General features: G+C 62.7%; 28 protein-coding genes, 1 tRNA gene and 1 riboswitch. Of the genes, 21 read left to right on the forward strand and 8 right to left on the reverse strand.

What is annotated here, in order from left to right; genetic code table 11:
• The first annotated feature begins 92 nt into the window (after positions 1-92).
• The 10 genes from KUL25_RS01160 to KUL25_RS01205 all read left to right on the forward strand — a co-directional run bounded on the left by KUL25_RS01160 (position 93) and on the right by KUL25_RS01205 (position 8,675).
• Positions 93-1,265 carry a deoxyguanosinetriphosphate triphosphohydrolase gene (locus tag KUL25_RS01160; RefSeq protein ID WP_257891248.1) on the forward strand — a complete coding sequence of 391 codons (1,173 nt, stop codon included), beginning with the start codon at positions 93-95 and terminating at the stop codon, positions 1,263-1,265.
• Between the two features lie 21 nt (positions 1,266-1,286).
• Positions 1,287-1,652, forward strand: coding sequence for a hypothetical protein (locus KUL25_RS01165; RefSeq protein ID WP_068358905.1), 366 nt, complete (start codon positions 1,287-1,289; stop codon positions 1,650-1,652).
• 56 nt (positions 1,653-1,708) lie between these two features.
• The gene (argS, locus tag KUL25_RS01170) at positions 1,709-3,436 is read left to right on the forward strand and encodes an arginine--tRNA ligase (RefSeq protein WP_257891249.1); all 1,728 of its coding nucleotides are present in this window, start codon (positions 1,709-1,711) and stop codon (positions 3,434-3,436) included.
• Between the two features lie 78 nt (positions 3,437-3,514).
• Positions 3,515-4,570 (forward strand): SPOR domain-containing protein, encoded by a 1,056-nt coding sequence (locus tag KUL25_RS01175; RefSeq protein ID WP_257891250.1) that lies wholly within the window; start codon positions 3,515-3,517, stop codon positions 4,568-4,570.
• Position 4,571: 1 nt separating this feature from the next.
• The gene (locus tag KUL25_RS01180; RefSeq protein WP_257891251.1) at positions 4,572-5,570 is read left to right on the forward strand and encodes a glycoside hydrolase family 3 N-terminal domain-containing protein; all 999 of its coding nucleotides are present in this window, start codon (positions 4,572-4,574) and stop codon (positions 5,568-5,570) included.
• Complete coding sequence (locus KUL25_RS01185) at positions 5,563-6,357, forward strand: segregation and condensation protein A (protein ID WP_257891252.1); 795 nt, start codon at positions 5,563-5,565, stop codon at positions 6,355-6,357. The genes KUL25_RS01180 and KUL25_RS01185 overlap by 8 nt, the downstream gene beginning before the upstream one ends.
• Positions 6,354-7,052 carry an SMC-Scp complex subunit ScpB gene (scpB, locus tag KUL25_RS01190; protein ID WP_257891253.1) on the forward strand — a complete coding sequence of 233 codons (699 nt, stop codon included), beginning with the start codon at positions 6,354-6,356 and terminating at the stop codon, positions 7,050-7,052. Before KUL25_RS01185 ends, scpB begins: the two co-directional genes overlap by 4 nt.
• A gap of 57 nt (positions 7,053-7,109) precedes the next feature.
• Positions 7,110-7,307: a hypothetical protein gene (locus KUL25_RS01195; RefSeq protein ID WP_068358889.1), complete on the forward strand. Its 198-nt coding sequence runs from the start codon at positions 7,110-7,112 to the stop codon at positions 7,305-7,307.
• Between the two features lie 108 nt (positions 7,308-7,415).
• Positions 7,416-8,318 carry a hypothetical protein gene (locus tag KUL25_RS01200; protein WP_257891254.1) on the forward strand — a complete coding sequence of 301 codons (903 nt, stop codon included), beginning with the start codon at positions 7,416-7,418 and terminating at the stop codon, positions 8,316-8,318.
• Positions 8,319-8,480: 162 nt separating this feature from the next.
• Complete coding sequence (locus tag KUL25_RS01205; protein ID WP_257891255.1) at positions 8,481-8,675, forward strand: hypothetical protein; 195 nt, start codon at positions 8,481-8,483, stop codon at positions 8,673-8,675.
• A gap of 116 nt (positions 8,676-8,791) precedes the next feature.
• Here the strand turns inward: KUL25_RS01205 and glnA are convergent, their stop codons facing one another.
• Together glnA and KUL25_RS01215 are read right to left on the reverse strand one after the other, a co-directional pair.
• Positions 8,792-10,198, reverse strand: coding sequence for a type I glutamate--ammonia ligase (gene glnA / locus KUL25_RS01210; RefSeq protein WP_257891256.1), 1,407 nt, complete (start codon positions 10,196-10,198; stop codon positions 8,792-8,794).
• Positions 10,199-10,257: 59 nt separating this feature from the next.
• On the reverse strand, positions 10,258-10,596 hold the full coding sequence (locus KUL25_RS01215) for a P-II family nitrogen regulator (RefSeq protein WP_068358983.1): 339 nt from the start codon (positions 10,594-10,596) through the stop codon (positions 10,258-10,260).
• Between the two features lie 174 nt (positions 10,597-10,770).
• Here KUL25_RS01215 and KUL25_RS01220 point away from each other — a divergent pair, with 174 nt between their 5' ends.
• Entirely contained in the window at positions 10,771-12,363 is a 1,593-nt protein-coding gene (locus KUL25_RS01220) for an NAD(P)H-hydrate dehydratase (protein WP_257891257.1), read from the forward strand.
• Positions 12,364-12,443: 80 nt separating this feature from the next.
• On the opposite strand, the gene KUL25_RS01225 is transcribed toward KUL25_RS01220, so the two are convergent.
• On the reverse strand, positions 12,444-12,935 hold the full coding sequence (locus KUL25_RS01225; protein ID WP_257891258.1) for a Hint domain-containing protein: 492 nt from the start codon (positions 12,933-12,935) through the stop codon (positions 12,444-12,446).
• Between the two features lie 277 nt (positions 12,936-13,212).
• Between KUL25_RS01225 and KUL25_RS01230 the strand changes: the two genes are divergently transcribed.
• Positions 13,213-13,297, forward strand: a tRNA-Leu gene (locus KUL25_RS01230).
• A 308-nt stretch (positions 13,298-13,605) separates the two neighbouring features.
• Here KUL25_RS01230 and KUL25_RS01235 read toward each other — a convergent pair.
• From KUL25_RS01235 to KUL25_RS01250, 4 genes are all read right to left on the reverse strand, one after another.
• A complete protein-coding gene (locus tag KUL25_RS01235; protein WP_257891259.1) occupies positions 13,606-14,592 on the reverse strand; it encodes an ABC transporter substrate-binding protein in 987 nt (328 codons plus the stop codon).
• On the reverse strand, positions 14,589-15,338 hold the full coding sequence (locus KUL25_RS01240; protein ID WP_257894803.1) for an ABC transporter ATP-binding protein: 750 nt from the start codon (positions 15,336-15,338) through the stop codon (positions 14,589-14,591). Before KUL25_RS01240 ends, KUL25_RS01235 begins: the two co-directional genes overlap by 4 nt.
• A 2-nt stretch (positions 15,339-15,340) precedes the next feature.
• Positions 15,341-16,129: an ABC transporter permease gene (locus tag KUL25_RS01245; protein ID WP_257891260.1), complete on the reverse strand. Its 789-nt coding sequence runs from the start codon at positions 16,127-16,129 to the stop codon at positions 15,341-15,343.
• A 1-nt stretch (position 16,130) separates the two neighbouring features.
• Positions 16,131-16,739, reverse strand: coding sequence for a YkoF family thiamine/hydroxymethylpyrimidine-binding protein (locus KUL25_RS01250; RefSeq protein WP_257891261.1), 609 nt, complete (start codon positions 16,737-16,739; stop codon positions 16,131-16,133).
• Positions 16,734-16,847: riboswitch (TPP riboswitch) on the reverse strand. It overlaps the preceding gene by 6 nt.
• Before the next feature lie 255 nt (positions 16,848-17,102).
• Here KUL25_RS01250 and KUL25_RS01255 point away from each other — a divergent pair.
• From KUL25_RS01255 to KUL25_RS01295, 9 genes are all read left to right on the forward strand, one after another.
• Positions 17,103-17,714: a hypothetical protein gene (locus tag KUL25_RS01255; RefSeq protein WP_257891262.1), complete on the forward strand. Its 612-nt coding sequence runs from the start codon at positions 17,103-17,105 to the stop codon at positions 17,712-17,714.
• Entirely contained in the window at positions 17,711-18,385 is a 675-nt protein-coding gene (locus KUL25_RS01260) for an ABC transporter ATP-binding protein (protein ID WP_068363102.1), read from the forward strand. The genes KUL25_RS01255 and KUL25_RS01260 overlap by 4 nt, the downstream gene beginning before the upstream one ends.
• Positions 18,382-19,539, forward strand: coding sequence for an ABC transporter permease (locus KUL25_RS01265; RefSeq protein WP_257891263.1), 1,158 nt, complete (start codon positions 18,382-18,384; stop codon positions 19,537-19,539). The genes KUL25_RS01260 and KUL25_RS01265 overlap by 4 nt, the downstream gene beginning before the upstream one ends.
• Positions 19,540-19,573: 34 nt before the next feature.
• A complete protein-coding gene (locus KUL25_RS01270; RefSeq protein WP_257891264.1) occupies positions 19,574-20,344 on the forward strand; it encodes a DUF4198 domain-containing protein in 771 nt (256 codons plus the stop codon).
• A gap of 29 nt (positions 20,345-20,373) precedes the next feature.
• Positions 20,374-20,676, forward strand: a complete 303-nt coding sequence (locus KUL25_RS01275) for a type 2 periplasmic-binding domain-containing protein (protein ID WP_068363093.1) — start codon at positions 20,374-20,376, stop codon at positions 20,674-20,676.
• Positions 20,677-20,680: 4 nt separating this feature from the next.
• Entirely contained in the window at positions 20,681-21,604 is a 924-nt protein-coding gene (locus tag KUL25_RS01280) for a metal ABC transporter substrate-binding protein (protein ID WP_257891265.1), read from the forward strand.
• Between the two features lie 265 nt (positions 21,605-21,869).
• Positions 21,870-22,862 carry a fatty acid desaturase gene (locus tag KUL25_RS01285; protein ID WP_257891266.1) on the forward strand — a complete coding sequence of 331 codons (993 nt, stop codon included), beginning with the start codon at positions 21,870-21,872 and terminating at the stop codon, positions 22,860-22,862.
• Positions 22,863-22,865: 3 nt separating this feature from the next.
• On the forward strand, positions 22,866-23,324 hold the full coding sequence (locus KUL25_RS01290; protein ID WP_257891267.1) for a hypothetical protein: 459 nt from the start codon (positions 22,866-22,868) through the stop codon (positions 23,322-23,324).
• Positions 23,321-23,575, forward strand: a complete 255-nt coding sequence (locus KUL25_RS01295) for a hypothetical protein (RefSeq protein WP_257891268.1) — start codon at positions 23,321-23,323, stop codon at positions 23,573-23,575. The genes KUL25_RS01290 and KUL25_RS01295 overlap by 4 nt, the downstream gene beginning before the upstream one ends.
• 42 nt (positions 23,576-23,617) lie before the next feature.
• Here KUL25_RS01295 and KUL25_RS01300 read toward each other — a convergent pair whose 3' ends face one another.
• Positions 23,618-25,777 (reverse strand): DEAD/DEAH box helicase, encoded by a 2,160-nt coding sequence (locus KUL25_RS01300; protein WP_257891269.1) that lies wholly within the window; start codon positions 25,775-25,777, stop codon positions 23,618-23,620.
• Positions 25,778-25,897: the final 120 nt, after the last annotated feature.

Genomic DNA, 25,897 nt, shown 5'->3' on the forward strand with positions numbered 1-25,897 from the left:
TCGCGAATACCTGCAATATATGGGGGGCAGGGGCCCCGGACAAGACACGCCACAAGACACACCACAAGATCGCCCCGCTGGAGGCAAGATTTATGCGCGCAGCCTATGCATGCGACCCGATGGCCACGCGCGGACGCGCGGTCGCGGAAGAAGAAAGCGCCCACCGCTCCCCGTTCCAGCGGGATCGCGACCGAATCATTCATTCCAGCGCATTCCGGCGTTTGAAGCATAAAACACAGGTGTTTGTCGAACATGAGGGGGATTACTTCCGCACCCGTCTGACCCATTCGCTGGAGGTGGCGCAGGTCGCGCGAACGATGGCGCGGGCCTTGGGCCTGGACGAGGACCTGACAGAAACCGTCGCCCTGGCCCATGATCTGGGCCACCCGCCGTTTGGTCACACTGGCGAAGATGCGTTGCAGGCACTGATGGCGCCCCATGGTGGCTACGACCATAACGCGCAGGCGCTCAGGATCGTGACCCATCTGGAGCGTCACTACGCCGAGTTCGACGGCTTGAACCTGACGTGGGAAACGCTTGAAGGCATCGCAAAACACAACGGCCCCGTGGGCGCCCCCTTGCCTTGGGCGCTGGAGGTCAGCTGCCGCGATATCGACTTGGAACTGTCCACCCATGCCTCGGCCGAGGCGCAGGTCGCCGCGCTGGCCGATGACATCGCCTACAATCACCACGATTTGCATGATGGGTTGCGGGCCGAGCTGTTTTCGACGGACGAATTGGCCGAATTGCCGATCCTCGATCGGTGTTTTGGGGCCGTGGATCAGCTCTATCCCGGCCTCAACTATTACCGCCGCAGGCACGAAGCCCTGCGGCGCTTTTTTGGCGTTTTGGTCGAGGATGTCTTGGCCAACGCCCGCGCCACTTTGGCGGAAATCGATCCACAGACCCCTGTGGATATCCGCACCGCCGGCCGTCCCGTTATTCGGTTTTCCAAAGGGTTGTTCGACGATCTTCACGTCATCCGTACATTTTTATTCAAACGCATGTATCGCGCCCCCTCCGTGGTCGAGATGCGGGCAGATGTGACGCAAGTGGTGGAGGATTTGTTCCCGTTCTTCCTGCAAAACCCCGATGAATTGCCAAAGCAATGGCGCAAGGATGTGGAGGAGGTCGCAGGCGATGCGACCCAGCTTGCGCGGATCGTCTCGGATTACATCTCGGGCATGACCGACAGATTTGCCCTGCAAAGCCACCAAAGGTTGATCGGTGACGGCGATGGCGGCAAGGTGTGGGTGCCCCACTAAGCTCAATTCCGGAGCCCGATCATGCCCCCATTCATCCGCCTCGCCGCCCCGGCGATTGCCTTCATTGCATTCCTCTCGCCGGTTCAGGCTTTCCCCCAGGATGGTCTTTTTTATCAAGGATTTACCTGCCCCGTAGACGGCTTTGTGCCGGGCGGAGAGCGCACGGCCTCGTTGTCATTCCCGACCCTGTGCCTGTTCGAGCAGTGCTGTGATCTGTCCAACCCGGTCAACGTGCGTGATATGGATCAGATCTTCCTCTACGACGGCGCGTGTACGGCGGAAGGCAGTGCGTTCGATGCGCGCTTGCTGGTGGGCGAGTCGTCCAACGACGGGATCGTCGTCGTCCTCAACAACAACGCCTATACCTACACGCGCTGCGAGCCCTGATTGACGACAGCGCGGGTCGTGATAGACGCAGGCCTAATCTTTGAAGGACCCGTGACATGACCCTCTTCGCCGAGATCCGCGAAACCGTTCTGGCCGCCATTGGTGCGCTGGTTGCCGATGGTGTGCTGCCCGATGGGCTGGAGACGCGAGCCGTGACGGTCGAGCCGCCGCGCGATGCAAGCCATGGCGATATGGCGACGAATGCGGCGATGGTGCTGGCGAAGTCCGCAGGCATGAAGCCGCGCGATATCGCAGAGGCATTGGCCGCAAAGCTGGCCGATGATGCACGGATCGATACGGCCAAGGTGGCGGGGCCGGGGTTCTTGAACCTGCGGCTGTCGGGCGACGTCTGGCGCGGGATTGTTGCGCAGGTCCTTTCGGCGGGGAAGGGCTACGGGCGCTCCACCATTGGGGCGGAGAAGCGCGTAAACGTCGAATATGTCAGCGCAAATCCTACTGGCCCGTTGCACGTAGGCCACACGCGGGGCGCCGTTTTCGGCGATGCCTTGGCCTCGCTTCTGGATGTCGCGGGTTATGACGTGACGCGGGAATACTACATCAACGACGGCGGTGCGCAGGTCGATGTGCTCGCTCGGTCCGTCTATTTGCGCTATCTGGAGGCCCACGGCCAAAAGGTCGCGTTCGAGGATGGCACCTACCCCGGCGACTATCTGATCGAGGTCGGACAGGCGCTGAAAGACAAGGTCGGCGACGCCTTCGTCGACAAGGGGGAGCAGTTCTGGCTGGCGGAAATCCGCGAGTTTGCTACCGAACAGATGATGGATCTGATCCGGTCGGATCTGGCGATGCTCGGCGTGGAGATGGACGTATTCTACAGCGAGAAATCACTCTATGGGACGGGCCGGATCGAGGCAGCGATTGATGATCTGCGCGGCAAGGGCCTGATCTACGAAGGCTATCTGGAACCACCCAAGGGCAAGAAGCCCGATGATTGGGAACCGCGTGAACAGACGCTCTTCAAGTCCACGGCGCACGGCGATGACGTGGACCGCCCGGTGATGAAATCGGACGGGTCCTGGACCTATTTCGCCCCCGACATCGCGTATCATTTTGATAAGGTTTCCAGGGGCTTCGACGAGCTGATCGATGTTTTTGGCGCCGATCACGGCGGCTATGTGAAACGGATGAAGGCGGCTGTCTCGGCCTTGTCGGATGGCCGCGTGCCGCTTGATGTGAAGCTGACCCAGCTGGTGAAATTGCGACGCGGCGATGAAGAACTGAAAATGTCCAAGCGTGCAGGGACCTTCGTCACCCTCGCGGACGTGGTGGAGATGGTGGGCCTGGACGTGACCCGGTTCCACATGCTGACCCGCAAGAACGACGCGCCGTTGGATTTCGATGTCGACAAAGTGCGCGAACAATCCAAGGACAACCCCGTCTGGTACGTGCAATACGCCCATGCGCGCATCCATTCTGTCCTGCGCAAGGCCGCAGAGGCGGGGATGACCCCCGACCCCGCAAACCTTGACGCCGTTAATGATCCGTCTGAACTGGCGCTGGCCGCCAAGATCGCCGAATACCCGCGCCTGATCGAGATTGCCGCCAAGGGCCACGAGCCGCACCGCGTGGCCTTCTACCTCTATGATCTGGCGTCGGATTTCCACGCGCTTTGGAACAAGGGCAACGCTGATCCGCATCTACGCTTCTTCCAAGAAGATGATCCATCGGCAACATCTGGGAAATTGTGCCTGATTTCCGCCGTGGCGATTGTCATTTCGAACGGTCTTGGTATCTTGGGGGTCACTCCGGTCGATCAGATGTGAGGCGCAAGACCTCTCCCGGCTGGACGTCACAGGCAATAGACCCAAGGGCCCAATCGGTCCACGGGCGATGAGGCGGGCATGGCAGATATCCAATATTCCGGGGGCGCCCCCGATGCGTATTCCTATGAGGGCAACTTTGAGTACGGCTATGATCAGGCCGCTCCCACGGCGGCCTCAGTTGACGCATCGCGGGTCACACAACTGATCAACTGGGCGGGCGCACTGGTGTCGATGGGCCTTGTCATCGGCATGGGTGTCTGGGCGTTTCAATTGCTGGTCCGCGACGTGGCGGACGTGCCGGTCATCCGCGCATTGGACGGGCCGATGCGCATCGCGCCGGAAAATCCGGGCGGCTCTGTCGCTGAAAACCAGGGCCTTGCGGTGAACCGCTTGGCCGAAGGGGCCGAAGCGGCCCCGGTCCCTGACCAATTGTTGCTTGCCCCGCCGCCGCAGGATCTGAGCGCGGCAAATCTCACACCGGAACCTGACGCCGAACCCGCGGAACAGGCCTTCGAAAACGCCTCTGCCGCTTTGCCGGACATCGATGCCGAAATCGTACCCGAGATCGTCCCGGAGGTCGATACCGACGCCCTGATCGCGCGCCTCTTGCAAGAGGCGACGCCGCTGACGGACATGGACGCGCCATCGCTTGGCGAGCCTGCGTCGGAAACCTTGGGCGAGCCGTCCGTCGACTTGGTCGCGCGCGCCGAAACGATCCCGATTTCCGTCCCCGGCGTGCGCCGCTCGCCACGCCCGGCCTTGCGCCCCGCTGGCCTCTCGGCGCGGGCCGCTGCGGCGCCCACCCCAACAACAGAGGGCGTTGTGGCAGATGGCATCACCGAAGATGACGAGGGCTTCGAGATCGCCGCCTCCGAGTTGGAGACAGGCACCCGCCTTGTGCAGCTCGGTGCCTTCGACACGCCAGACCTTGCCCGCACGGAATGGGAACGGTTGTCGCGCAACTTCCCTGACTTCTTCCTTGGCCGTGCACGTGTGATCGAAGAGGCCTCGTCCGGCGGAGCCACCTTCTACCGCCTGCGTGCCCATGGGTTCGGTGATCTGTCGGCGTCGCGCCGCTTCTGCGCGGGCCTTGTCGCCCAGGGTGCCGCCTGTATCCCGGTCACTGTTCGCTGAAATGACGCAATCGGCTACAATCCTCGGCTGTGAGGGGGTGGCCCTGTCGCAAGACGAGCGCGCCTTTTTCGCAGAGGCGGCGCCTTGGGGGTTCATCCTCTTCGCGCGAAACATCAAGAACGCCGCGCAAGTCTATGCTTTGACAAAGGAATTGCGTGCGGCAGTTGGTTATGACGCCCCGATCCTGATCGATCAGGAAGGGGGCCGCGTGCAGCGGTTGCGGGGCCCCATTTGGCGCGAGTGGATGGCGCCGCTGGACCAGATGGCCAAAGCCGGTCCGCGTGCCATGGCGCTGCGATATCGGCTGATCGCTCACGAATTGCGCGCCGTCGGGATCGACGTGAATTGTGCGCCTACCGCCGATATCGCGCGCGACGACACGCATCCCTTCCTGCGCAATCGCCTCTATGGCAGCGATGTGAAAAGCGTTGTCCAGACGGCCCGCGCCGTGGCCGATGGGCTGCTGGCGGGGGGCGTATTGCCTGTGGTGAAACACATCCCCGGACATGGCGCGGCGGTGGCCGATAGCCACAAGGACCTGCCACGCGTCAGCGTGGATCGCGCGACGCTTGATGCGACGGATTTTGCCGTGTTTCGCGCCGTCGCATCGCTGCCCTTGGGCATGACAGCCCATATCGTGTACAAGGCGCTTGGCGGCACATTGCCCGCGACCATGGACCCGGACGTGATCGCCCTGATCCGCGATGACATCGGCTTCCAAGGCGCCCTGATGACCGACGACCTCTCGATGGGCGCGTTGCCCGGTCCGATCGGGGCACGTGCGGCGCGGGCCAAGGCGGCGGGGTGCGATTTGATCCTCCATTGCAACGGCGAATTGCCGGAAATGCAGGACGTCGTGGCACAGTCCGGTGCGCTTGACGGGGCCGCCAAAGCGCGCACGGATGCGGCGCTTGCCCTGCGCAGATCGCCCGAGCCGCTTGACATTGACGCCATAGAGCAAGAGCTTTCCGACCGTCTGGGCGGAGAGGTCTATGTCTGAAGGCGGGCAACCAGCCAACACCGACGATTGGGATGCGGTCAGCGCCCGCCGCGAGGCGGAGGCGCTTATCATTGACGTCGATGGGTATGAGGGACCGCTGGACCTTCTGCTGACCCTGTCGCGCACCCAGAAGGTGGATCTGCGCAAGATCTCGATCCTTGCTCTGACCGAGCAATATCTTGTTTTCATTGAAAAAGCCCGCCAATTGCGAATCGAGTTGGCGGCCGATTACCTTGTGATGGCCGCGTGGTTGGCGTTTCTGAAGTCCAAGCTGCTGCTGCCGCCGGAACCCGGTGATGAGGGCCCCTCGGGCGAAGATCTCGCCGCGCATCTGGCTTTCCAGCTAGAGCGTTTGGCCGCGATGCGCGATTGTGCAGCGCGTCTGATGGCGCGGGACCGTCTGGGCCGCGACCGCTTCGTGCGGGGCCAGCCGCAAGCCATGACGACCAACCGCAAAGTGACCTACACCGCCGGATTGCTGGATCTGATGCAGGCCTACGCCCGCATCCGCACCAAGGATGAATTCCGCCCCTACGTGATGGACCGCGAGGCGGTTCTAACCATGGAAGAGGCGCTGGATCGCTTGCGCGGCATGGTTGGCTACATGGGTGAATGGGCGGATCTGATGTCCTATTTGCCTGACGGTTGGACGACGGACCCGGCAAAGCGCCGCTCGGCGGCGGCGGCGAATTTCGCGGCGGCGCTGGAACTGGCGAAAGCGGGCCGCGTGGAAATCCGCCAATCCGAGACGTTCTCACCCATCCAAATGCGCCGGAAAGACCCATGACAAAGACCCCGGATAGCGCCCCTGGGCGTGCTGAAGAAAGCCTGTTTCGCGCCCCTCCTCTGGCGGAACAGGAACGCATGGTGGAAGCGCTGCTCTTCGCCTCCGCCGAGCCGGTAAGCCTGGCCGAGATGGAGGCGCGCATGCCCCACGGTTCGGACCCGGCCGAGGCGCTGCATCTGTTGCGCAAGCGGTATGAGGGGCGCGGGGTACAGGTCACCAAGGTGGGGGACGCCTGGGCGTTTCGTACGGCGGCTGACCTGGGCTTTCTTATGGCGCGCGAGCAGGTGGAAAGCCGGAAGCTGAGCCGCGCCGCGATCGAGACGTTGGCCATCGTGGCCTACCACCAGCCAGTCACCCGCGCAGAAATCGAGGAAATCCGAGGGGTTAGCGTCAGCCGAGGTACCGTGGACCAGCTGATCGAGCTGGACTGGATCAAGTTCGGCCGCCGCCGCATGACGCCCGGACGCCCCGTGACCTATGTTGTTACACAGGTGTTTCTGGATCACTTCGGCCTGGAATCCGCACGCGATCTGCCCGGCCTCAAGGAGTTGCGCGACGCGGGCCTTTTGGAATCGCGCCCGCCCGAGACGGAAGAGGCCCCGGACACCCGCGACGAGAACACCGGCGATATGTTCGACGATGATGCCGATGCCGCCCTGGACGATGACGATCCGCTTTTTGAAGACGACGCCTGAATTCCGCCCAAGTCATTCCTTAACGGCATTAACACAGGCAGAAAGAGGTTCCTTTCCATGGACAGAATTCTCAACATGATCTTGCGCCGTGCCATCGGGCGCGTGGTGAACAAGGGCGTCGATGCGGGCATCGACATGGCGACGCGCGGGCGTAACGGCGCGGCTCCGAACCAGCAGCAGCGCGGACAGGCAAAGGGCGCGGTGCGTCAAGCGCGCGGCGCGATGCGGATGTTTCGGCGCATCGGGCGGATGTAGCCCGTCGACTAGCGGCAGGTTTTCCCCGTAAGGAATTCCGCTGTCGCCTTGGGGGGCGGGGCGACCTAACTTCATCACATCCCCGTGATTGATTTAGGATTTTATGCAATGCCCCTTCTGACCTTTTCCCGCCTTGCCACCGCTTTAACCCTGACCCTGACCCCCCTCGCGGCGCTTGCCGACGGGCCGTGGCAGGGCAATTGGGATACCTCCTACAGTGACCTGAATTTGCTTCAGGACGGCAACCTTGTGTTTGGCGAATACGTCGATCGCGGCTGGATCATCGGCTACACTGATCCCAGCGGCACGATCCTGCGCGGCGCTTGGGTGCATGAAAACAGTGACCGCTGGGGCGCGTTGGAATTCCGCCTGACCGCCCCCGGCGTCTTCGACGGGTCCTGGGTTGAGGACCAGACCACCTTCGCGTTTGAGGACGGCACCAATTGGGACGGCACGCGGGCCAGAATCTCGCCTGGCTATTTCCCCGAGGGGCTGGATGCCGCCATTGTTTGGCCGCAGGAATTCGACCTGAACGCCCTGTCGCGCAGCGGTTGGTTCGGCCCGGTCACTTGGGCCCCGATGCCGCAGCCCACGCCCACGCCAACAGTGAACGCGAACTGCCCCAATGTCGCGATGGACACCGGCCTGAGCGCCAGCAACAACCCCTATGTGACCACCTCCGGCATATCCAACGCGGCGACCGCGCCCTGGACAATCTATGCGCAGCCGCCCGCCGCGCCCTTGGGCTCGCTGGCGTTCACCGGCGGGTCGGCAACCTTGCAAATGGACGCCTGCGTTCCGCTTTTCGGCCCCACGCTATCGAACCAGCGGCGCGACATTCGCCTGCACAGTGTTGTGCTCAGTCAGCGCGGCGATGGCGATTACCAAGGCACGGGCTGGTTCCACGACTATACCGCGGGCATCCAGGGCGCCGCCAGCTTCTACCTGACCAACCCGGCGGCGGGGCAGGGCATGGCCGCCCTGACCATCACCGGCGAGGGCGGTCGGTGAGCCGAAAGCGTGCTGCTCGACTACACGGCTGATTGAAGCCATGGCATTGGGGCCACACTTGTGGCCCCTTCGCCGCCGCCCGTGCCACGCTGCCTAGATTTTGCCTTATTTGCCCGCCAACCCTGTGGATAAGTCAAAAACAAAAACAAATGAGGCAGTACCATGGAGCGGCTCGTTACCAACTTCCTGCGCTTTGTCGCGGGGCGCGACGGCGAAAAACCAACAAACATTCACGTCAATCGGATCGCGATGGGCAGCAGCCACGACCGGGCCTTGGCCGCCTTCAAGGCCGAGCAAGCCAAGGTCGCCAGCCGCCAGGACGGGGCAACCTTTTCCACCAAGCGCGGGTCAAAGTAGAACGCCCCCAACGCACGGATCAGGAAAGGCGCCCCCGGGCGCCTTTTTCATTTCCGCGGCACGTACGACAAAAAAAGGCGCCCAGGGGCGCCTCTTTCTCGTTCAGGATCAGCTAATTAGCAGCTGTAGTACATCTTGTACTCGATCGGATGCGGCGTGTGCTCGTAGGCGTAAACCTCTTCCCACTTCAGGGCGCAATAGCCGTCGATCTGGCTGCGGGTGAACACGTCGCCCTTCAGCAGGAACTCGTGATCGGCTTCCAGCTCGTCCAGGGCCTCACGAAGCGAGGCACAAACCGTGGGGATGCCCGCCAGTTCTTCCGGGGGCAGATCGTAAAGGTCCTTGTCCGACGGATCGCCAGGGTGGATCTTGTTCTGAATGCCGTCAAGGCCGGCCATCAGCAGGGCCGCAAAGCACAAGTAGGGGTTGGCCGCCGGATCGGGGAAGCGGGCTTCCACGCGCTTGGCCTTCGGGCTTTCCGTCCACGGAATACGCACACAGCCCGAGCGGTTGCGGGCCGAATAGGCGCGCAGAACGGGGGCCTCAAAGCCCGGGATCAGACGCTTGTAAGAGTTCGTCGAGGGGTTCGTGAAGGCGTTCAGCGCTTTCGCGTGCTTCAGGATGCCGCCGATGAAATACAGCGCCTCGTCCGAAAGGTCGGCATATTTGTCGCCTGCAAACAAGGGCTTGCCGTCTTTCCAGATCGACATGTTCACGTGCATGCCAGTGCCGTTGTCGCCCGCGATGGGCTTGGGCATGAACGTTGCGGACTTGCCGTAGGCATGGGCCACGTTGTGGATGACGTACTTGTACTTCTGAAGCTCATCGGCCTGCTTGGTCAGGCTGTCGAAGATCAGACCCAACTCGTGCTGACAGGACGCCACCTCGTGGTGGTGCTTGTCGACTTTCATGCCGATGCGCTTCATCGTCGACAGCATCTCGGACCGCAGATCGTGGGAAGCGTCGATCGGGTTGACCGGGAAATAGCCGCCCTTCACGCCGGGACGGTGGCCCATGTTGCCCATCTCGTACTCGGTATCTCCGTTCCAGGAGGCATCCTGGGCGTCGACCTCGTAGGAGACCTTGTTGATCTCAACAGACATGCGCACGTCGTCGAAGATGAAGAATTCAGCTTCGGGGCCGCAGTAGAACTTGTCGCCGATGCCCGAGGAGATCAGGTAGGCCTCAGCCTTTTCCGCAGTGCCGCGCGGGTCGCGATCGTAGGCCTCGCCCGTGTCGGGCTCTACCACCGAGCAATGCACGCACAGCGTTTTTTCAGCGTAGAACGGGTCAACGTAGCCCGAGTTGGTGTCCAGCATCAGCTTCATGTCAGAGGCTTCGATGCCCTTCCAACCGGCGATGGAGGAGCCGTCGAACATGAAGCCCTCCTCGATGAAGTCTTCGTCCACCTGGTCGGCGCACAGCGTCACGTGCTGCAACTTGCCACGCGGGTCGGTGAAACGAACGTCGACGTACTCGACATCCTCGTCCTTCATCATTTTCAAGAAGCTCTCTGTGCTCATTGTAAACTTTCCTTGGATTCGTAAGGGGTTAGTAGATTGTGCACGCCTGCACAGGTGTCTTACAGCGCGTCTTCGCCCGCTTCGCCTGTCCGGATGCGGATGGCTTGGCTGACGTCGGACACGAAGATCTTTCCGTCACCGATCTTGTCGGTCTTGGCGGCGGCGATGATCGTCTCGATGGCGGCATCGGCCATGTCGTCGGAAAGGACGACTTCAATCTTCACCTTGGGCAGGAAATCCACGACGTATTCTGCACCACGGTACAGTTCCGTGTGACCCTTCTGACGCCCGAAGCCTTTGACTTCGGTCACGCTGAGGCCCTGAATTCCGATCTCCTGGAGGGCTTCTTTCACTTCGTCCAGCTTGAACGGTTTGATGATTGCTTCGATTTTCTTCATGTTGCCGTCGTCCTCCTCGCCAAAGGCTTTGCGCCGTGACATCATTTTGCGCAGGCCGCGTCCATGCGGGACGGCGTGCAGCTTGAGGTTGCCCGATTGAATCTGCGCTTGCTGGCTATTCATTGTGCGTGGCGCCTAAAAAATAAGCATTAGTGAATCTCTGGGGAGAGGTCCATGGCAGAACTGATCACCGCCGCCCAGATGCGCGCGATCGAGGCCGAGGCGATCGCCAGCGGGCGCGTCACGGGCCTTGAGTTGATGGAGCGCGCCGGTCGCGGCGTGGTGGAGGCGATTTTCGAGGAGTGGCCCGAACTGGCCGCAACCTCCCGCAGGGCCGTGGTCCTGTGCGGGCCGGGAAACAACGGCGGCGACGGCTTTGTCGTGGCGCGTCTGTTGAAGGAGTGGGGCTGGGAGGTGGAGGCGTACCTTTACGGCGACCCCGACAAGCTGCCGCCGGACGCTCGGGTGAATTATGAGCGGTGGAATTCTCCGACGCGAAGCCTCTTTGACGTCAACGACGCTGAGATCTTCGATTTCGATGTTGTGGTTGATGCTCTATTCGGAACGGGGCTTGTGCGCCCAGTACAGAACCTCAGTAATCTCTTTGGGACGCTTCGTATGGGTATGGATACGGCCTCTCCCACGATACTGGAAGGCCCGCCGTTCATAGTTGCAGTGGATGCGCCGTCCGGCCTTGATATGGACAGCGGAAAAGTACTTGGCGAAACCGATGCGGGCCTTGAGACAGGTCTTCCAAGTTCGGCCGTTGCGCATTTGACGGTTGCTTTTCACAGTATGAAACATGGGCATATCCTCGCGGAAGGCCCGTCCAGGTGCGGTAAGGCGGTCGTCGCATCCATAGGAATTGAGGGCCGCCCGCCTGGCCAATTGGAAGCTCCGATTGAACTTGCGGACGTCGATTGCGTCGCCGGGATCGTGAAAAGGTCGGGCCATCACAAATACAACCACGGCCACGCGGTTGTTCTGTCCGGGGCGATGGGGCGTTCCGGGGCCGCGAGATTGGCGGCGCGCGCCGCCTTGCGGGTCGGGGCGGGGCTGGTGACGGTGGCTGCACCGGGCTCGGCAATGATGGAATGCGCCACGCAGCTCACTGCCATTATGCTGCGCAAGTGCAAGGGGGCGGAGGGGCTGGCAACACTGTTGGAAGACAAACGCCTGAACGCGCTGTGCCTCGGGCCGGGGTTGGGCGTGGGGCAGGAGACCCGCGATCTTGTGGGGGCGGCGCTGGCCGATCCGGCGCGAGGGGTGGTGCTGGACGCCGATGCGCTGACCTCTTTCGCCGACGACCCAAACGCCCTGTTTTCAATGCTCCATCCTAAGGTCGTTCTGACGCCCCATGCAGGTGAGTTTGCGCGCCTGTTCCCGGACATTGCCGACAAGTTGAACGCCCCGGCCACAACCGGCCCCGCCTATTCGAAGGTCGATGCAACGCGTGCCGCCGCAGAGCGGGCCGGATGTGTTGTCCTTTTCAAGGGGCCCGATACGGTCATTGCCGATCCTAATGGCGCCTTTGCAATCAATGCCGCCGTTTATGACCGTGCGGCCCCCTGGCTTGCCACCGCAGGATCGGGCGACGTGTTGGCGGGATTGATCACAGGGCTCATCGCGCGGGGACTGTCACCAATGCAAGCGTCCGAGACCGCCGCCTGGCTCCATGTGGAGGCTGCTCGGGCGTTTGGTCCCGGCCTGATTGCCGAAGATTTGCCCGAGATGCTGCCGCAGGTGTTTCGCGATTTGGGTCTGTAACATGCAGAAGCGGCACCCGTTGGGGCACCGCTTTTGGGTGAGGGGAACTCTTGTGTCGGGCGCTTCGGCGCCCTTTCCGATCAAGCCTTGGCTGCCACCTTCGGCTTGTCGGCAGAGGCCAGTTCAAGGCCGTCTGCGTAGATGATTTCCGGGGCGCCCAAGTAGAGCGACAGCATGATCTGCGAGCCGGTCGTCACGGTCCGGATGAATTGGCCATCGACCAGACGGGCTGCCTGGGGCGCGGCGATGTCCTTGCCCCACATAGCTTGTGCGCGCCAATCGCGGACCAGAACACGCTGGCCGGGCATCAAGGTGATGTCGGTGGAGGGTTTGCCACCAAGCGCATCGGCCGAGACAACAACGCGAGGCGTGCCTTCGGGCAGCGTATGGCGCATCACCGCTATCAGCTTGCGCACACCGCGCCGGGTGATGATGCGGTCGCCGGGGTTGAGGAATTCAACGGGGATCGCCCCGTCCATGGTGAGAACGGTGGTTCCGGGGGCAAGGCCAGCCTCACAGGCATCGGTCTTGGCGCCCGCGCGGGCCGTTGGCCGCGGGGTGGAATTGGTCATGGGTGCTACTGCTCGCTCGTTCGGGCATTTGATGCCTCGTGTTTGTGTTTGCGAGTTTACGTCATCCAAGCCCATCGGGCGAGCGTTTTCTTGAATGATCAAAGCGGTGTCAGTCATCGTCTTCCCCTCAGGTTGTCCGGGTGGCAGCCCGGTGATGCACAGGTTCTCGCGTCGAATTAAGGCACAAACTGGGCGAAACGAGGTTATGGGTGGGTTAATGCTAGGGTGATTTTTGGTCTCGATTTGATTTGAATGCCCTGCTAAGTGCTGCCTCAATGCGGGTGTGGCGGAACTGGTAGACGCACCAGATTTAGGTTCTGGCGCCGCGAGGCGTGGGGGTTCGAGTCCCTTCACCCGCACCATTTTTTAGTATTTGGCCTACTGTCCTTCGGGCTGCTTGAAGCCGTGCAAGTTCCAGGTTGCTCTTCCCACGCGCGGCAGGGGGGACCGATCATTCGATGCGAAGTTCAAGCACCTCTGCCTTGCGAAATGGGGGCATCTCTTTGCGACTGTGGAGGTGCATCGGATCCACGCTTGCGCCGTTCGTCGACCCATGCGGGATTGCGCGTGTCTTGCGATGTGCGTTCGCACGGCTTTTTAGCCTGTCAGGTTTGATCAAGGCGCGACCAGGTGACGCTAGGGCATCGCCCGGTCGCGCGTGCTGCGGTGGTCACTGCAGCAGATAGTCGTTCGTGAACCATGTCGACACGTCCGGCATCGCCTCCAACGGATTGCCATCTTCACCGCGCAGGATGCCTGCCTCAAACAGGAAGGTCGTGATGTTTGTGACCATGCCGGCATCAATCAGGCCGACGGGCTCCGCTTCATCTTGCAGGTATCCCCCCTCGGCCAACGCGGTCATGGACGCGCGGACGAGGTCGGGATTGGAGAGCATACCAGCCGTCTCCGCGATCAGAATCTCTGCGGCTTCCTCGGGGTTGTCGGCCGCAAACGCGTAGCCCCGTTGGGCCGCTTGCACAAACGCGCGCGCGACGTCGGGGTTTTGCGTCAGCCAGGTGGCATTTCCGCCCAGGAATGTCGTGTGCTGATCCGGAACGCCGAAGTCCGCATAGCGAAACGCGCGTTGGGGACGGCCAAGCAGGACAGAGTTCACGCCCTCCCATGTGCTGACTTCGAGGGTGAAATCCACGCGCCCGTTTGCCAGCGCTTCATAGGCCGAGGTGCCAAGGGTCACGGTCTCGAACACCCCTTCGCCGCCGTCATTGCGGATGATGGTGGAAATCAACGCCTCTTCCCATGCGGACCCGAAGCCTGCGTAAATCATGCCGTCCAGATCAGACGGGCGTTGGATATCCTCTCGGTCGCCGTTGAATACCAGCCGTCCCGTTTCGTGCTGCACGACGGCCATGACCACGGTCATATCGGCCCCGGTTGCGCGCTGGCTGTGGAAGCCCACGGCGCTGAGAATGCCAAATTCGGCCACGCCGGCGGCGACCAATGTGCCAGAGGAGGTGTCGGTGTAGGGCAGGATGTCGACGTCCAGGCCCGCCTCTTCAAACCAGCCCATCGATTGGGCGACGTAGAGGCCGACGTGGTTTGTGTTGGGCGTCCAGTCGAGCGCGACGCTGAGGGTTTCTTGCGCCGAAGCGGGTAGGGTGGCCGCGCACAGGAAGGCGGCGGTTACGAGGTGTTTCATCTGGAGTCTCCGGTTTGTGTCAGAAGGATGTCGAGAAGCTTTGCCTCTTGGGCATGGGCCTGGGGTGGAATGGGGCGCCCCATGCGGGGGCGTGGCGTGGCGATGGCGACTTCGGCAATCACGCGGGCGGGGCGGGCGGACAGCACGTAGATGCGATCTGAAAGGGCCACCGCTTCGCGGACGTCATGGGTTACCAGCAACGTGGTCCACTTGGCGGTTTGCCAACGGTCTTCGAACCAGCGTTGCATCCGGGTGCGGGTCAGCGCATCAAGCGCGCCGAACGGCTCATCAAGAAGCTGTACGGGGCGACCTTGCACAACGGTGCGCAGCAAGGCCGCGCGTTGGCGCATACCGCCGGAAAGCTGCGCCGGGTAGCGGTGCGCAAACCCGTCGAGGCCGAAGTCCTGCAGCAACGGCAGGACCTTTTCCCGCGCGTCTTTGCGGGTCATTCCCTGTACCTCCAGCCCCAGGGTCACGTTGTCGATGATCCGCCGCCACGGCATCAGCGCATCGCGCTGGGGCATGAAGGCGAAGTCCCGGCTGGCTCCGTCAACGGGACGTCCGTTGCAGGTGGTCACGCCCGTGTCGTGCCGCAAGGCGCCGGTCAGCAATTGGAAGATCGTGGATTTCCCTGCACCCGAGGGCCCGAGGATAGAGACGAACTCGCCGCGGGCCACATGCAACGAGATGTCATCCAGAACCCGTGATGCGCCGCGCGTGACACCCACGCTGCACATCTTCAGCACGCTCAATGGTCCTCTCCCGCATCACGCCAGCGCAGGACGACGCGTTGAAGCACGGCCGTCAGGGCGAAAAGGACCAGTGTCAGCGCCGAGCTGATGACAACGGCCGCCAGCACCAGATCGGGGCGAAAACTGTTCTTTGCGTTCAGGATCACGATCCCCAGCCCCGCCCGCGCGCCGACATATTCCGCAAAGATTGCAGCGACGACGGCGTAGGTGATCGAGATGCGCAGGCCGGCGAAGAAATATGGCATCGCCGATGGCAGGCGCGCGGCGCGAAATACCTTGCCACGGCTGGCGCCCATGGACCGCAGCAGGTCCTCGATTTCCGGGTCTGTGGCGGCATATCCGTCCACCAGCGCCACCAGCATCGGAAAGAACGTGACCAGCGCTACCAGAAGCACTTTGGGCGTCAGATCAAACCCGAACCACAACACCACCAGCGGCGCGATCGCGACCAGGGGAAGCGTCTGGCTGACCACGAAGATCGGAAACAACGCCCGGCGCACCCGAGGCATGAAATCCAACACGATGGACAAGGTGAAGGCGACGGTCAGCGACAGCGCAAAGCCCGTGAACGTGGCTTGAAGGGTGGGGATCGTGTTGGCCCAAAGGAGATCGCGGTTCAGCCACATCTGATCGAGCACGCGCGAGGGCGCGGGCAGCATCAGCGGCGAAATGCCGGACAGATGCACATAGAGTTCCCAGATCACGAAGGCGCTGGCCACGCTTACCACGGCAGGCACGCCGCGGGCCAACCCTCCGCCGGACGGGCGGGGGACAGGGCGTGACATGTCAGCGTGTGCTGGGGCTGTTGGCGGAAACCGTCAGGTCGATCGTGACATGGCCATTGGGCGGGCCGAAGCGGCAAAACGCTTCCTGCACTGTTGCGAAAACCGGGCCGGCATCGCCCGTCAGGCGGGTGCAGAAGTTCTTGGACCGATCGAATGTGCCGCTTTGCTTCAGGAAGTCGATGCAGCCCATGATCTCGGCCATGTGGTCGCCTGCACCCATGACGTAAAGCGAGAACTGGGCGTCGGCGATTTGCCCCTTCTCGGGCGTTGCGGCAAGCGCTGCCAATGCCTCTGATTGCCGCTCAGCCAAGGGCTGCGCGGGATTGGCCAATGTCGATGTCTGGCAAATCGGGTCATCGGGTTCACCGGGGCAGCCGCGTGACAACGTGGCACGCAGCACGATGTGGTGGCCGGACGCGGCGGCGGTCGCATAAAGATCCCGCAGGGCCGGGAACAAGACCTCGGGCGGCCCGACGATGAGGGTAGAGATATCGTCCGTCTCGATCCGCAATCTGTCGCGCCACGGATCAAGCGCGTTGAGCGCGCTCAAAATGACGTCAACAAAGCCGTCAGTCATCGGATAAAGGGAGACTTGTGCCCCTGAGAACATGTTTATTCCTCCTTGCTACGCTGGCATTACCCAGATCAGCTTTGAGGGACAGTGGGCTTGGCGCCCACATCTCAGCCACGACATTACGCAGCACCCCTGTGGTATTGAGAGGATGGCGTGGGCCGGGAGGGAACGCAAGCGGTTTCGTCGCGCGGCTCGACCCTGCGCCGCTGGCGACTGCTTTGGGGCGAATAGGGCCGAGGGGGCGTTTCAGGGGGCTCCGCGCAGCGTCACCCTTTGTGTCGCTCGTTTTTTGGGGATCAGGGGTTCGGACAGGCAAAGACCGTCAGTCCCCAAGACCTGACGCAGATTTGTACGTTCTGATCTGGAAATCGCGGCACTATTGTTATCTTGTCTGTGGCGATGACGGATTCCCTGACCCATGATCGACCTGCCAGAAAAGGGCTTGCGGCAGCAGCCTTGGCAGGTGCGTGTTGCGTTGTCATAGCCGCCTTGGTCTGGACCCTCTTCCTCCGCGCGCCGCAAGAGCCTGCGCCTTATGAAGTGGCGGGGTTCGAGCCGATGACCGCCGATGCCCTGGCCGAGGAATTCTTTCTTGTCGCGCCAGAGCTTCTGACCGTCGTCTACCGCGCGTTCAATGAAACGGGGGAAGCCGAGATTTACGATAGCCTTGCCACGGTCGCGGCAGGCGACGCGCTGCAAGAGCTTTACCTGGAACGGGTGGGCGCCATGGTCGGTGGGGGGTTGGACCCCTCTGAGGAGGCGGACCAGCAGATCCACACCATGGAAATGCTGCGCATCGACCAGAGCCGGGAGGGGGAGCGTTTCACCTGGAACGCCCGCTGGCGCGTCGTGGGAACTGTCGGCCATGCGACGCACATGCATGTCAGGGGCAACACATATGCCGCGATCCTGACGGTGGAGCCGGTAGAGGGCGCGTGGCGGGTGACCGGGTTCGATCTGACGGACGTAGACCGCTCCGAGGCCGGAGAAATGGTGGCGGCCGAGCCATGATCGACCTCAGCGGCATCACCTTTTCCTATCCCGGTGGCGATTTTCGCCTGTCCGTCCCCGACCTCACCCTGGCGGATGGGGAACGGGTGGCCGTGGTGGGGCCCAGTGGCACCGGCAAGACGACGCTTTTGAACCTGATCGCGGGGATCGCGGTGCCGCAGGCGGGGCGGATCACCATCGACGGCAAAGAGATCACGGGGTTGTCCGATAGCGCGCGGCGCACGTTTCGGGCCAATAACATCGGCTTTATCTTCCAGGATTTCGCGCTGCTCGATTACCTGACGGCGCGCGAAAACATCCTTTATCCCTATCGCATCACCGCAGGCGCACCCTTGGACGCCGAGGCACGCGCGCGGGCCGAGCAATTGGCGAAAGCCTGCGGGTTGGAGGGGAAGCTGGGGCGCCGCCCCGGCGCGCTTAGCCAAGGCGAGCAGCAGCGGGTTGCGCTGTGCCGTGCCCTGGTGCGCCAGCCCAAGCTGATCCTGGCCGACGAGGCGACCGGAAACCTTGATCCCGACAACAAGGTCGCGATCCTCGATCTGCTTTTTTCGCGCACGCGCGAGGCCGGGGCCGCGTTATTGGCGGTGACGCACGACCATGATCTGTTGCCACGCTTCGACCGGGTGATCGACTTTGCAGATTTTCGCGTGGCGACGGAGGCGGGCGCATGAACACGCTGTTCCTGGCCCTCGCCTATCTGAAGTTCCATCGTCTGCGGTCGCTGATCCTTGTGCTTGTGGCGGCGATGATTCTGTCGGTGCCGCTGGTCAGCCAGGTGCTGTTGGACGGGGCGCGGACGTCGCTGACGGATCGGGCAGAGGCCACGCCCCTGGTGCTTGGCAACCGGGGCAGTCAACTCGACCTGGTGATGAACGCGCTCTACTTCTCCGATGACCGGGCAGAGCCGGTCACAATGGCCGCCAGCGAAGAGATCTGGGATGCCGCGCTTGCCATTCCGATCCCGCTCAACACCGCGTTCGAGACCAATGGCGCGCGGATTGTCGGCACCACGCTGGACTATTTCGACTTCCGCGATCTGGTCGTGGCAGACGGTCGCCAGCTTGCGGTTCTGGGCGAGGCCGTGTTGGGCGCCGCCGTGGCCGAGCGGCTTGGCCTTGGGCCCGGTGATACGGTGGTCTCCGCGCCGCAAAACCTTTTCGACCTCGATGGGGTCTATCCGCTGGAGTTGGCCATCGTGGGCGTTCTTGCGCCCAATGGTACTCCGGATGATGAGGCGGTCTTTGTCGATATCGCCACCACCTGGGTGATTTCCGGCATCGGCCATGGCCACGACGGCGTCGTGGCCGCCGACGCCGATACCGATGTGGTCGTGGCCAATGCCGCCATCGTCGAATTCAACCGCATCACGCCCGAGAACATCGACAGCTTCCATTTCCATGGCGACCCGGAAAGCTACCCCGTGTCCGGCATCCTCGTGGTCCCCGATGACGACCGGGCGGGCACGATCCTGCGGGGGCGCTACCTCGATGCGGCCAACCCGTTTCAGATCATCGTTCCGCAAGAGGTCGTGGGCGAACTGGTCGACCGGATTTTCCGCATTAAGTCATTGCTCGATGCCGTGACCTTGATCGTGGGGGTGGCCGCATTGGCCGCCGTTGGGCTTGCAGTGTTCCTGAGCTACCGCTTGCGCGCCCGAGAGATGCAGACGGCTTTCAAACTGGGGGCCCGGCCCGGCATGATTCTGCGGCTGCTGGCCTCTGAAACGATTATTCTGCTGGCCTGCGCTGGATTGATCGCTTTCGGCATCGTCATGGCCGTGCAATCATCGGGCGATACAATTGTGGCATGGCTGTTGGCGACCTAAATAAGAAACCAAAGACCGAACTGGGAGATTGAAAATGAAGAAGACACTTGCGACGATCTTGGCGACAACGGCGCTTAGCACTACAGCGGCGCTGGCGCATTACGGGATGATCATCCCCTCTGATCCGATGGTCTCTCAGCAAGATGGCCGCTCTGTCACGCTTGATGTCTCATTCTCGCATCCCTTCGAGCTGGTTGGGATGGAGCTTGTGGCGCCCGTCTCGTTCTCCGTCACCCATGAGGGAGACACCACGGATTTGATGGATGCCTTGCAGCCGGCCACGATCATGGAAGCCGCGGGCTTCACTATGGAGTACGACCTGTCCCGGCCCGGCACCTATGTCTTCGCGATGGAGCCGCAACCCTATTGGGAACCGGCGGAAGACAGCTACATCGTGCATTATACCAAGACCTACGTCAGCGCCTATGATGATGACGAAGGCTGGGACGCTCTGCTGGGTCTGCGCACCGAGATCGAGCCTCTGACACGCCCGTTCGGCATCTGGGAAGGCAACGTCTTTCAAGGCCGCGTCCTTCTGGAAGGGGAGCCGGTGCCCTTCGCCGAGATCGAGGTCGAGTATTACAACGAGGATCTGTCGGCCACGGCGCCCTCTGACCTTATGATCACCCAGACCATCGTCGCGGATGCCGACGGCGTGTTCAGCTATTCGACGCCGAACGCCGGATGGTGGGGCTTTGCCGCGCTCAACACCGCGCCCGAAACCCTCGATTTCGAAGGGACGCCGCGGGCCGTCGAACTGGGTGCCGTGATCTGGGTCCATTTCGAGGAATGGACCGGGCAATGAGGGGAGTTCTTGCCGTACTTGCGGTTGTGATGTCCACCACTGCGGCGTTGGCCCATCAGCTCAACGTCTTCGCCTATGTCGAAGCAGGCGTCGTGATCGTGGAAAGCCGGTTCTCCAACGGCAACCCGCCACAGGTGGGCGAGGTCAGCGTGCTTGACGGACAGGGGGAGCCGCTGATGCTGTTGCCGCTGGAAAGTGACGGAACGGTGCGCTTCGTGCTGGATCCGGCGCACGCCGAGTCGGGCCTGTTGATCGAAGTCAGAACCGGCGAAGGGCACGACAACTATTGGATACTGACGCCTGAGGATATCGCTCGGGGATCGGGGAGTTGATCACATGACCGCATCCGCTTTGACCCGCCGCCGACTGGGGCAACTGACGCTCGCCTTGGGGGCCACCACCCTTGCTGGCCGCGCCTTTGCACAAGAGCGGCTGTCCATCGCGGCGGTGAATTACCCGCTGGCCTATTTTGCTGAACGGATCGCGGGCGATCTTGCCGATGTGCGCTTCTTGGTTCCCGACGACGTCGACCCCTCGTTCTGGCGGCCCGGCATTGCAGATATCACGGCCATTCAATCAGCGGATCTGGTGCTGCTCAATGGCGCGGGGTTCGCGGATTGGACGGCGCGCACGACGTTGCCGCGTGCGCGCAGCGTCGTCACTTCTGCCGCGTTCGAGGATGCCTTCATCGCAACCGAGACGATCACCCATGCCCACGGGGACGGCGGCGCGCATTCCCACACGGGCACGGCCAACTACCTTTGGCTGGACTTCGCGCAGGCCCAGATGCAGGCCGAAGCCATCGCCGCCGCCCTGACACGCCGCGCCCCCGATGCAGAGGCGGACATCGCACGAAACCTCGACGCGCTTATCGCCGACCTTGGTGCGCTTGATACTGACGCCCGTGCGATCGGAGCGGCCGCGCAGGGGGTGCGGATGATCGCCGCGCACCCGCGCTACCAGTATTTCGCCCGCGCCTATGGCGTCGACATCGATGCCATGGAGTGGGACCCACGAGAGCCGGTGAACGACGCGCAACTGGCCGCGTTGGAAGAACGTGTGGCGGCAAGCGGCGCAAGATTGTTCATCTGGGAGGCAGAACCGGACGCGGCCTCCCGTTCCCGTGTCGAAAGCCTTGGGCTTACAAGCGCCGTCTTGCCACCGCTGGCCAATCGTCCATCGGACGGCGATTTCATCAGCGCAATGACCCAGGCCCTGGCGCAAGTCCACCAGGCCACGCTGTCCTTGACCGGGGGCTAGGTGGCACCCATCCGGCGTGCGGGCAGACTGCCCCCGTCAGACGCGCCGTCCTTGCCCAAAAAGAGCGGCGCTATCGCCGCGTATGCCGTGTTTACCTGGTTTTCATGCTTTTGAGGGACCCTGCGCTTGGTGATCGCGTCAAGATATCGGAACGGACTAAATGCCGTTCTTCCCTCAGTGGCGGCGTTAGGGGCTATCAACGGCGTGTGGAAACTGCCACTAACGCGCGCGGGCGTGTGACGTCCCGCTGGATCAGGAGACTCATTTGAAACCCTCTGACTGGACCCGAATTCTGGCCAAGTACCGCGAACCAAGCCATTCGCGCAGTTGGTTTGAGCTGGCCGTGACTCTCGCGCCGTTTACCGCAATCTGGGCGCTGGCGTGGTGGTCCTTGTCGATCAGCGCGTGGCTGGGTCTGGGGCTTGCGGTCGCGAATTCGCTTTTCCTTGTGCGTTTGTTCATGATCCAGCACGATTGTGGCCACGGGGCGTTCTTCAAGAACCGCCGTGTGGGCGACTGGCTGGGACGCTTCATCGGCGTGCTGACGCTGACGCCCTATGACGTGTGGCGGCGCAATCATGCGATGCACCATGCCACAACGGGCAATCTCGATCATCGCGGCACGGGTGATTTGCCGACGCTGACAGTACGCGAATTTCGCGCCAAGGGCTGGGTCGGGCGCGGGCTCTACCGCCTTGTGCGCAACCCGCTGTTCCTGTTCGGCATCGTCCCGTTCTATACCTTCTTCCTGCAAAACCGCATCCCCTTGGGCGTCATGCGCGGGGGCTGGCGCTATTGGATCAGCGCCCAGGGCACCAATCTTGCGATTGCCGCAATCGTGGGCGTCTTGTTGTGGTTCGGTGGCCTCAAGGTCGTATTTCTGGTCTTCTTCCCCACGGTTTTTCTGGCCGCAGTTGTCGGCATGTGGCTGTTCTATATCCAGCACCAGTTCGAGGATACGGTCTGGGACCGGGATGGCGATTGGACGGTGCAGGATGCCGCGCTGCATGGCAGTTCCCACTACCACCTGCCGGGTGTGTTGCGCTGGATGACCGCAAATATCGGGGTGCACCACGTCCATCACCTTGCCAGCCGCATCCCGTTCTATCGACTGCCTGAGGTTGTGCGCGACCATGACGTTCTGGCGCAATCCCAGCGGATCACCCTGTGGGAAAGCTTCAAATGTGCCCGCCTGCATCTGTGGGACGAGGACAGCCGCAAACTATTGTCCTTCTCGGACGCACGCCGCATCGCCTGAAGGATGCGGCGTGTCAGCCATGGTGCGCTTCTGACCGAGTTGATCGCCCTGCGCGACGGCACCCCGTATCCTTTGAAAACGGCAACGGATGCCTTTGTGAAAGGGGTCGCGGGCACCTTTCCCCGAGGGCGGAGCGTGCTGCTGGACTACCTGCGGCTGCATCGGTTTCAGCCCCATGACTTTGAAGGGGACATGCATTGTGACATCTGCGGTCTTCCAAGAGAGGCGGAAATCCGGGCTGACGCGGTTTTGGCAAGTGCCCAAGCGGGGCATTCCTCGAACGAGATGCCAGAGACCGTGTCCCCCCGTTGGGAAGAGGTTCTTACCCTTATCCCCGGTCCTGCCACCGCCGCAGAGCATGCCGTTCTTGGAACGCTTCTGAGGCTCATCGAAGAGGCACCGGAAGACGAGACACCGGGCGCGTTGGAAAAGCGCATCGCAAAGGCCGCATTTTGCCCATGACTGACAAATACAAGCGCCACGGTATCCTGCAAACGCTCGCGGAATGTGGGATCCTGCCAAACGATCTGGTGATGCCCCTCTATAAGGGCGCGCGGACCCAAGTGGAGTTCTGGGAGGCGCACAAGCGCCTCAAGGGCTCTGCTCGGTCAGATATCGTCCTGCCCCTTGCGGGGCGGCGCGGGCGCATGGGGGTGGATCTCGACCGATACCACGATGTCTTCAAGGCGGACCCGCCCGCGGCCCCCCGGTAACCGAGTGGCCTACGTCATAAGATCGCCAAACGAGCCGTCGCTCTAGGACGGATCGCGTTTCTTCTTCGGCTTCGCTGCGCGGGGTTTGCGCGGCTTTGGTGCGCCTTTGGCCGAGGCCTCTGCCGCGGCTGCCGCCGCGCGGGCCTTGTTCTTCTTGCTGTTGGCTTTGCCCGTTGTCGGTGCGCCAAGCCGGGCGCCCGGCTTTGTTGCGGGGTTGCCACCGGGACGGGATGGGCGTTCAAAACCGTCCCCCGCCGCTTTCGATTTATGACGCGGCTTGCGGGCCTTCCAGGGCTCGGCCTGGGGCAGGTCGGGCTTGGTGTCGGATGCCCCGTGGCGGGCTGGCTTGTCGTCAGCACCCCGATGGCGGGCGGGTTTCCCGTCAGCACTCCCATAGCGGGCGGGTTTCCCGCCCGGCGCAGGTTTCTTCGGCTTCTTTTGGCGTGGCGGCGGTGCGTCATTCCATTCCACCGGCTTCGTAGTGCCGGACTTGGGCGCTTCTGGTGCCCTTGAGGGACCCGGATCAGCGGCTTCGAACGTCTGAGCCTTGCCTGCTCGGCGGTCGTTGGATTTGTTGGTGCGCGGTTTGCGCTCGACCGGACCATCGGCGCGGGGCGGGCGCGGGCCGCGATCCAGATTGGGCGCGGCGTCCAGGCGGGTCAGGGTCGCGCCGTCCTCCACCGTCATTTTGCCTCCGATGGCGGCTAGGAACCCGTCCACCGCGCTTTCGCGCAATTCGATGAACGAGGCCTCGTGGTGGATGCGGATCGCGCCCACGTCGTCGCGCGTGATGTTGCCCATCTTGCACAGCATCGGCAACAGGCGGCGCGGCTCGGCGCCCACGGCTTGGCCGCCCGCCAGCGAGAACCACACGCTTGGCCCGAACGACTTGCGCTCGGGCGCGGCGGTGATCTCGGATAGCTCTTCAGGGGCCGAGCGGCGCTCGCGGTAGAGGCGGACGAAAGCGGCGGCCAGTTGCTCGGCGGAATACATCTGCGCCAAGCGATCCACGGTGGCGCGGTTGGATTCCTCTACCTCGCCCTCCCAATCGGACCCCTCCATCATCCGCTCATCATCTTTGGCGGTGACTTCTTCGGCCGAGGGCGCGTCGGCCCAGACGGCGGTCAGCTTCGCCCACCCCAAAAGGCGTTGGGCTTTCTTGCGCGCCGCAGGCGGCACGATCAACGCCGAGACACCCTTGCGACCCGCGCGACCGGTCCGGCCCGACCGGTGCAGAAGCGTGTCCTGGTTCGTGGGCAATTCTGCGTGGATGACCAATTCCAGGTTCGGCAAATCGATGCCGCGCGCCGCCACATCCGTGGCTACGCACACCCGCGCGCGCCCGTCGCGCATGGCTTGCAGCGCATTCGTGCGCTCGGATTGGGTCAACTCGCCCGACAGCGCCACAACCGAGAAGCCCCGGTTCGACAACCGCGTCGTCATCCGGTTCACCGTCGCGCGGGTGTTGCAGAAGACGATGGCATTTGGCGCCTCGTAGTAGCGCAGCACGTTGATGATCGCGTTCTCACTGTCGCGCGCCGAAACCGTCAGGGCCCGATATTCGATGTCCGAGTGCTGTTTTTCGCCCGTTGTCGTGGCGATGCGCACGGCGTCTTTCTGATAGTTCTGCGCCAGTTTGGCGATGGCGGCGGGCACGGTGGCCGAGAACATCAACGTCTGACGATCAGAAGGGGCCTCATCTAGGATGAATTCCAGATCTTCGCGGAAGCCCAGATCCAGCATTTCGTCGGCCTCGTCCAGCACCACGGCTTTCAGCGCGCTCAGGTCAATCGACCCGCGCATGATGTGATCCTTCAGGCGGCCCGGGGTGGCCACGACGATATGCGCCCCACGCGCCAGGGCGCGGCGCTCATCCCGCATGTCCATGCCGCCAACGGTAGAGGCAAGCGTCGCGCCGGCGTGGGCGAAAAGCCACGTCAGTTCCCGTTTTACCTGCATCGCCAATTCGCGCGTCGGCGCGATGACAAGGGCCAGGGGCGCGCCCGCGCTGTCAAACGTCTCGGCCTCGCCAAACATGCCCGGCGCGATCGCCAGGCCGAACCCCAGGGTCTTGCCCGACCCGGTCTGCGCCGACACCAACAGGTCCTTGCCCGTCAGTTCCGGGTCCGTGACTGCCTGTTGCACCGGGGTGAGGGTGTCGTACCCTTGGGCGTCGAGGGCTTTCTGGAGGGCCTGTTTCACGTCTGATCCACTTTTCACATATCCGCGCGCAGACGAATGGCCTGCAAAGGGCGGGGCGTAACGGCTTGTGAGGGGGAAGTATAGAGCATGCGGAAAAAGCGATGGAAGGCGGCGGGCGGT

The sequence above is a fragment of the Gymnodinialimonas phycosphaerae genome, assembly GCF_019195455.1.
Classification (GTDB): domain Bacteria; phylum Pseudomonadota; class Alphaproteobacteria; order Rhodobacterales; family Rhodobacteraceae; genus Gymnodinialimonas; species Gymnodinialimonas phycosphaerae.

Excerpts from the sequence above, each read along its gene's own strand:
- KUL25_RS01260 (WP_068363102.1), top strand. The coding sequence starts at position 17,711 with ATGATCGACCTCAGCGGCATCACCTTTTCCTATCCCGGTGGCGATTTT.
- KUL25_RS01250 (WP_257891261.1), bottom strand. The coding sequence starts at position 16,739 with ATGTTCTCAGGGGCACAAGTCTCCCTTTATCCGATGACTGACGGCTTT.
- KUL25_RS01220 (WP_257891257.1), top strand. The coding sequence starts at position 10,771 with ATGGCAGAACTGATCACCGCCGCCCAGATGCGCGCGATCGAGGCCGAG.
- glnA (WP_257891256.1), bottom strand. The coding sequence starts at position 10,198 with ATGAGCACAGAGAGCTTCTTGAAAATGATGAAGGACGAGGATGTCGAG.
- KUL25_RS01200 (WP_257891254.1), top strand. The coding sequence starts at position 7,416 with ATGCCCCTTCTGACCTTTTCCCGCCTTGCCACCGCTTTAACCCTGACC.
- KUL25_RS01235 (WP_257891259.1), bottom strand. The coding sequence starts at position 14,592 with ATGAAACACCTCGTAACCGCCGCCTTCCTGTGCGCGGCCACCCTACCC.
- KUL25_RS01215 (WP_068358983.1), bottom strand. The coding sequence starts at position 10,596 with ATGAAGAAAATCGAAGCAATCATCAAACCGTTCAAGCTGGACGAAGTG.
- KUL25_RS01180 (WP_257891251.1), top strand. The coding sequence starts at position 4,572 with ATGACGCAATCGGCTACAATCCTCGGCTGTGAGGGGGTGGCCCTGTCG.
- KUL25_RS01280 (WP_257891265.1), top strand. The coding sequence starts at position 20,681 with ATGACCGCATCCGCTTTGACCCGCCGCCGACTGGGGCAACTGACGCTC.
- KUL25_RS01255 (WP_257891262.1), top strand. The coding sequence starts at position 17,103 with ATGACGGATTCCCTGACCCATGATCGACCTGCCAGAAAAGGGCTTGCG.
- KUL25_RS01245 (WP_257891260.1), bottom strand. The coding sequence starts at position 16,129 with ATGTCACGCCCTGTCCCCCGCCCGTCCGGCGGAGGGTTGGCCCGCGGC.
- KUL25_RS01195 (WP_068358889.1), top strand. The coding sequence starts at position 7,110 with ATGGACAGAATTCTCAACATGATCTTGCGCCGTGCCATCGGGCGCGTG.
- KUL25_RS01290 (WP_257891267.1), top strand. The coding sequence starts at position 22,866 with ATGCGGCGTGTCAGCCATGGTGCGCTTCTGACCGAGTTGATCGCCCTG.
- KUL25_RS01185 (WP_257891252.1), top strand. The coding sequence starts at position 5,563 with ATGTCTGAAGGCGGGCAACCAGCCAACACCGACGATTGGGATGCGGTC.
- KUL25_RS01165 (WP_068358905.1), top strand. The coding sequence starts at position 1,287 with ATGCCCCCATTCATCCGCCTCGCCGCCCCGGCGATTGCCTTCATTGCA.
- KUL25_RS01175 (WP_257891250.1), top strand. The coding sequence starts at position 3,515 with ATGGCAGATATCCAATATTCCGGGGGCGCCCCCGATGCGTATTCCTAT.
- KUL25_RS01160 (WP_257891248.1), top strand. The coding sequence starts at position 93 with ATGCGCGCAGCCTATGCATGCGACCCGATGGCCACGCGCGGACGCGCG.
- KUL25_RS01265 (WP_257891263.1), top strand. The coding sequence starts at position 18,382 with ATGAACACGCTGTTCCTGGCCCTCGCCTATCTGAAGTTCCATCGTCTG.
- KUL25_RS01225 (WP_257891258.1), bottom strand. The coding sequence starts at position 12,935 with ATGACCAATTCCACCCCGCGGCCAACGGCCCGCGCGGGCGCCAAGACC.
- KUL25_RS01205 (WP_257891255.1), top strand. The coding sequence starts at position 8,481 with ATGGAGCGGCTCGTTACCAACTTCCTGCGCTTTGTCGCGGGGCGCGAC.
- scpB (WP_257891253.1), top strand. The coding sequence starts at position 6,354 with ATGACAAAGACCCCGGATAGCGCCCCTGGGCGTGCTGAAGAAAGCCTG.
- argS (WP_257891249.1), top strand. The coding sequence starts at position 1,709 with ATGACCCTCTTCGCCGAGATCCGCGAAACCGTTCTGGCCGCCATTGGT.
- KUL25_RS01270 (WP_257891264.1), top strand. The coding sequence starts at position 19,574 with ATGAAGAAGACACTTGCGACGATCTTGGCGACAACGGCGCTTAGCACT.
- KUL25_RS01295 (WP_257891268.1), top strand. The coding sequence starts at position 23,321 with ATGACTGACAAATACAAGCGCCACGGTATCCTGCAAACGCTCGCGGAA.
- KUL25_RS01275 (WP_068363093.1), top strand. The coding sequence starts at position 20,374 with ATGTCCACCACTGCGGCGTTGGCCCATCAGCTCAACGTCTTCGCCTAT.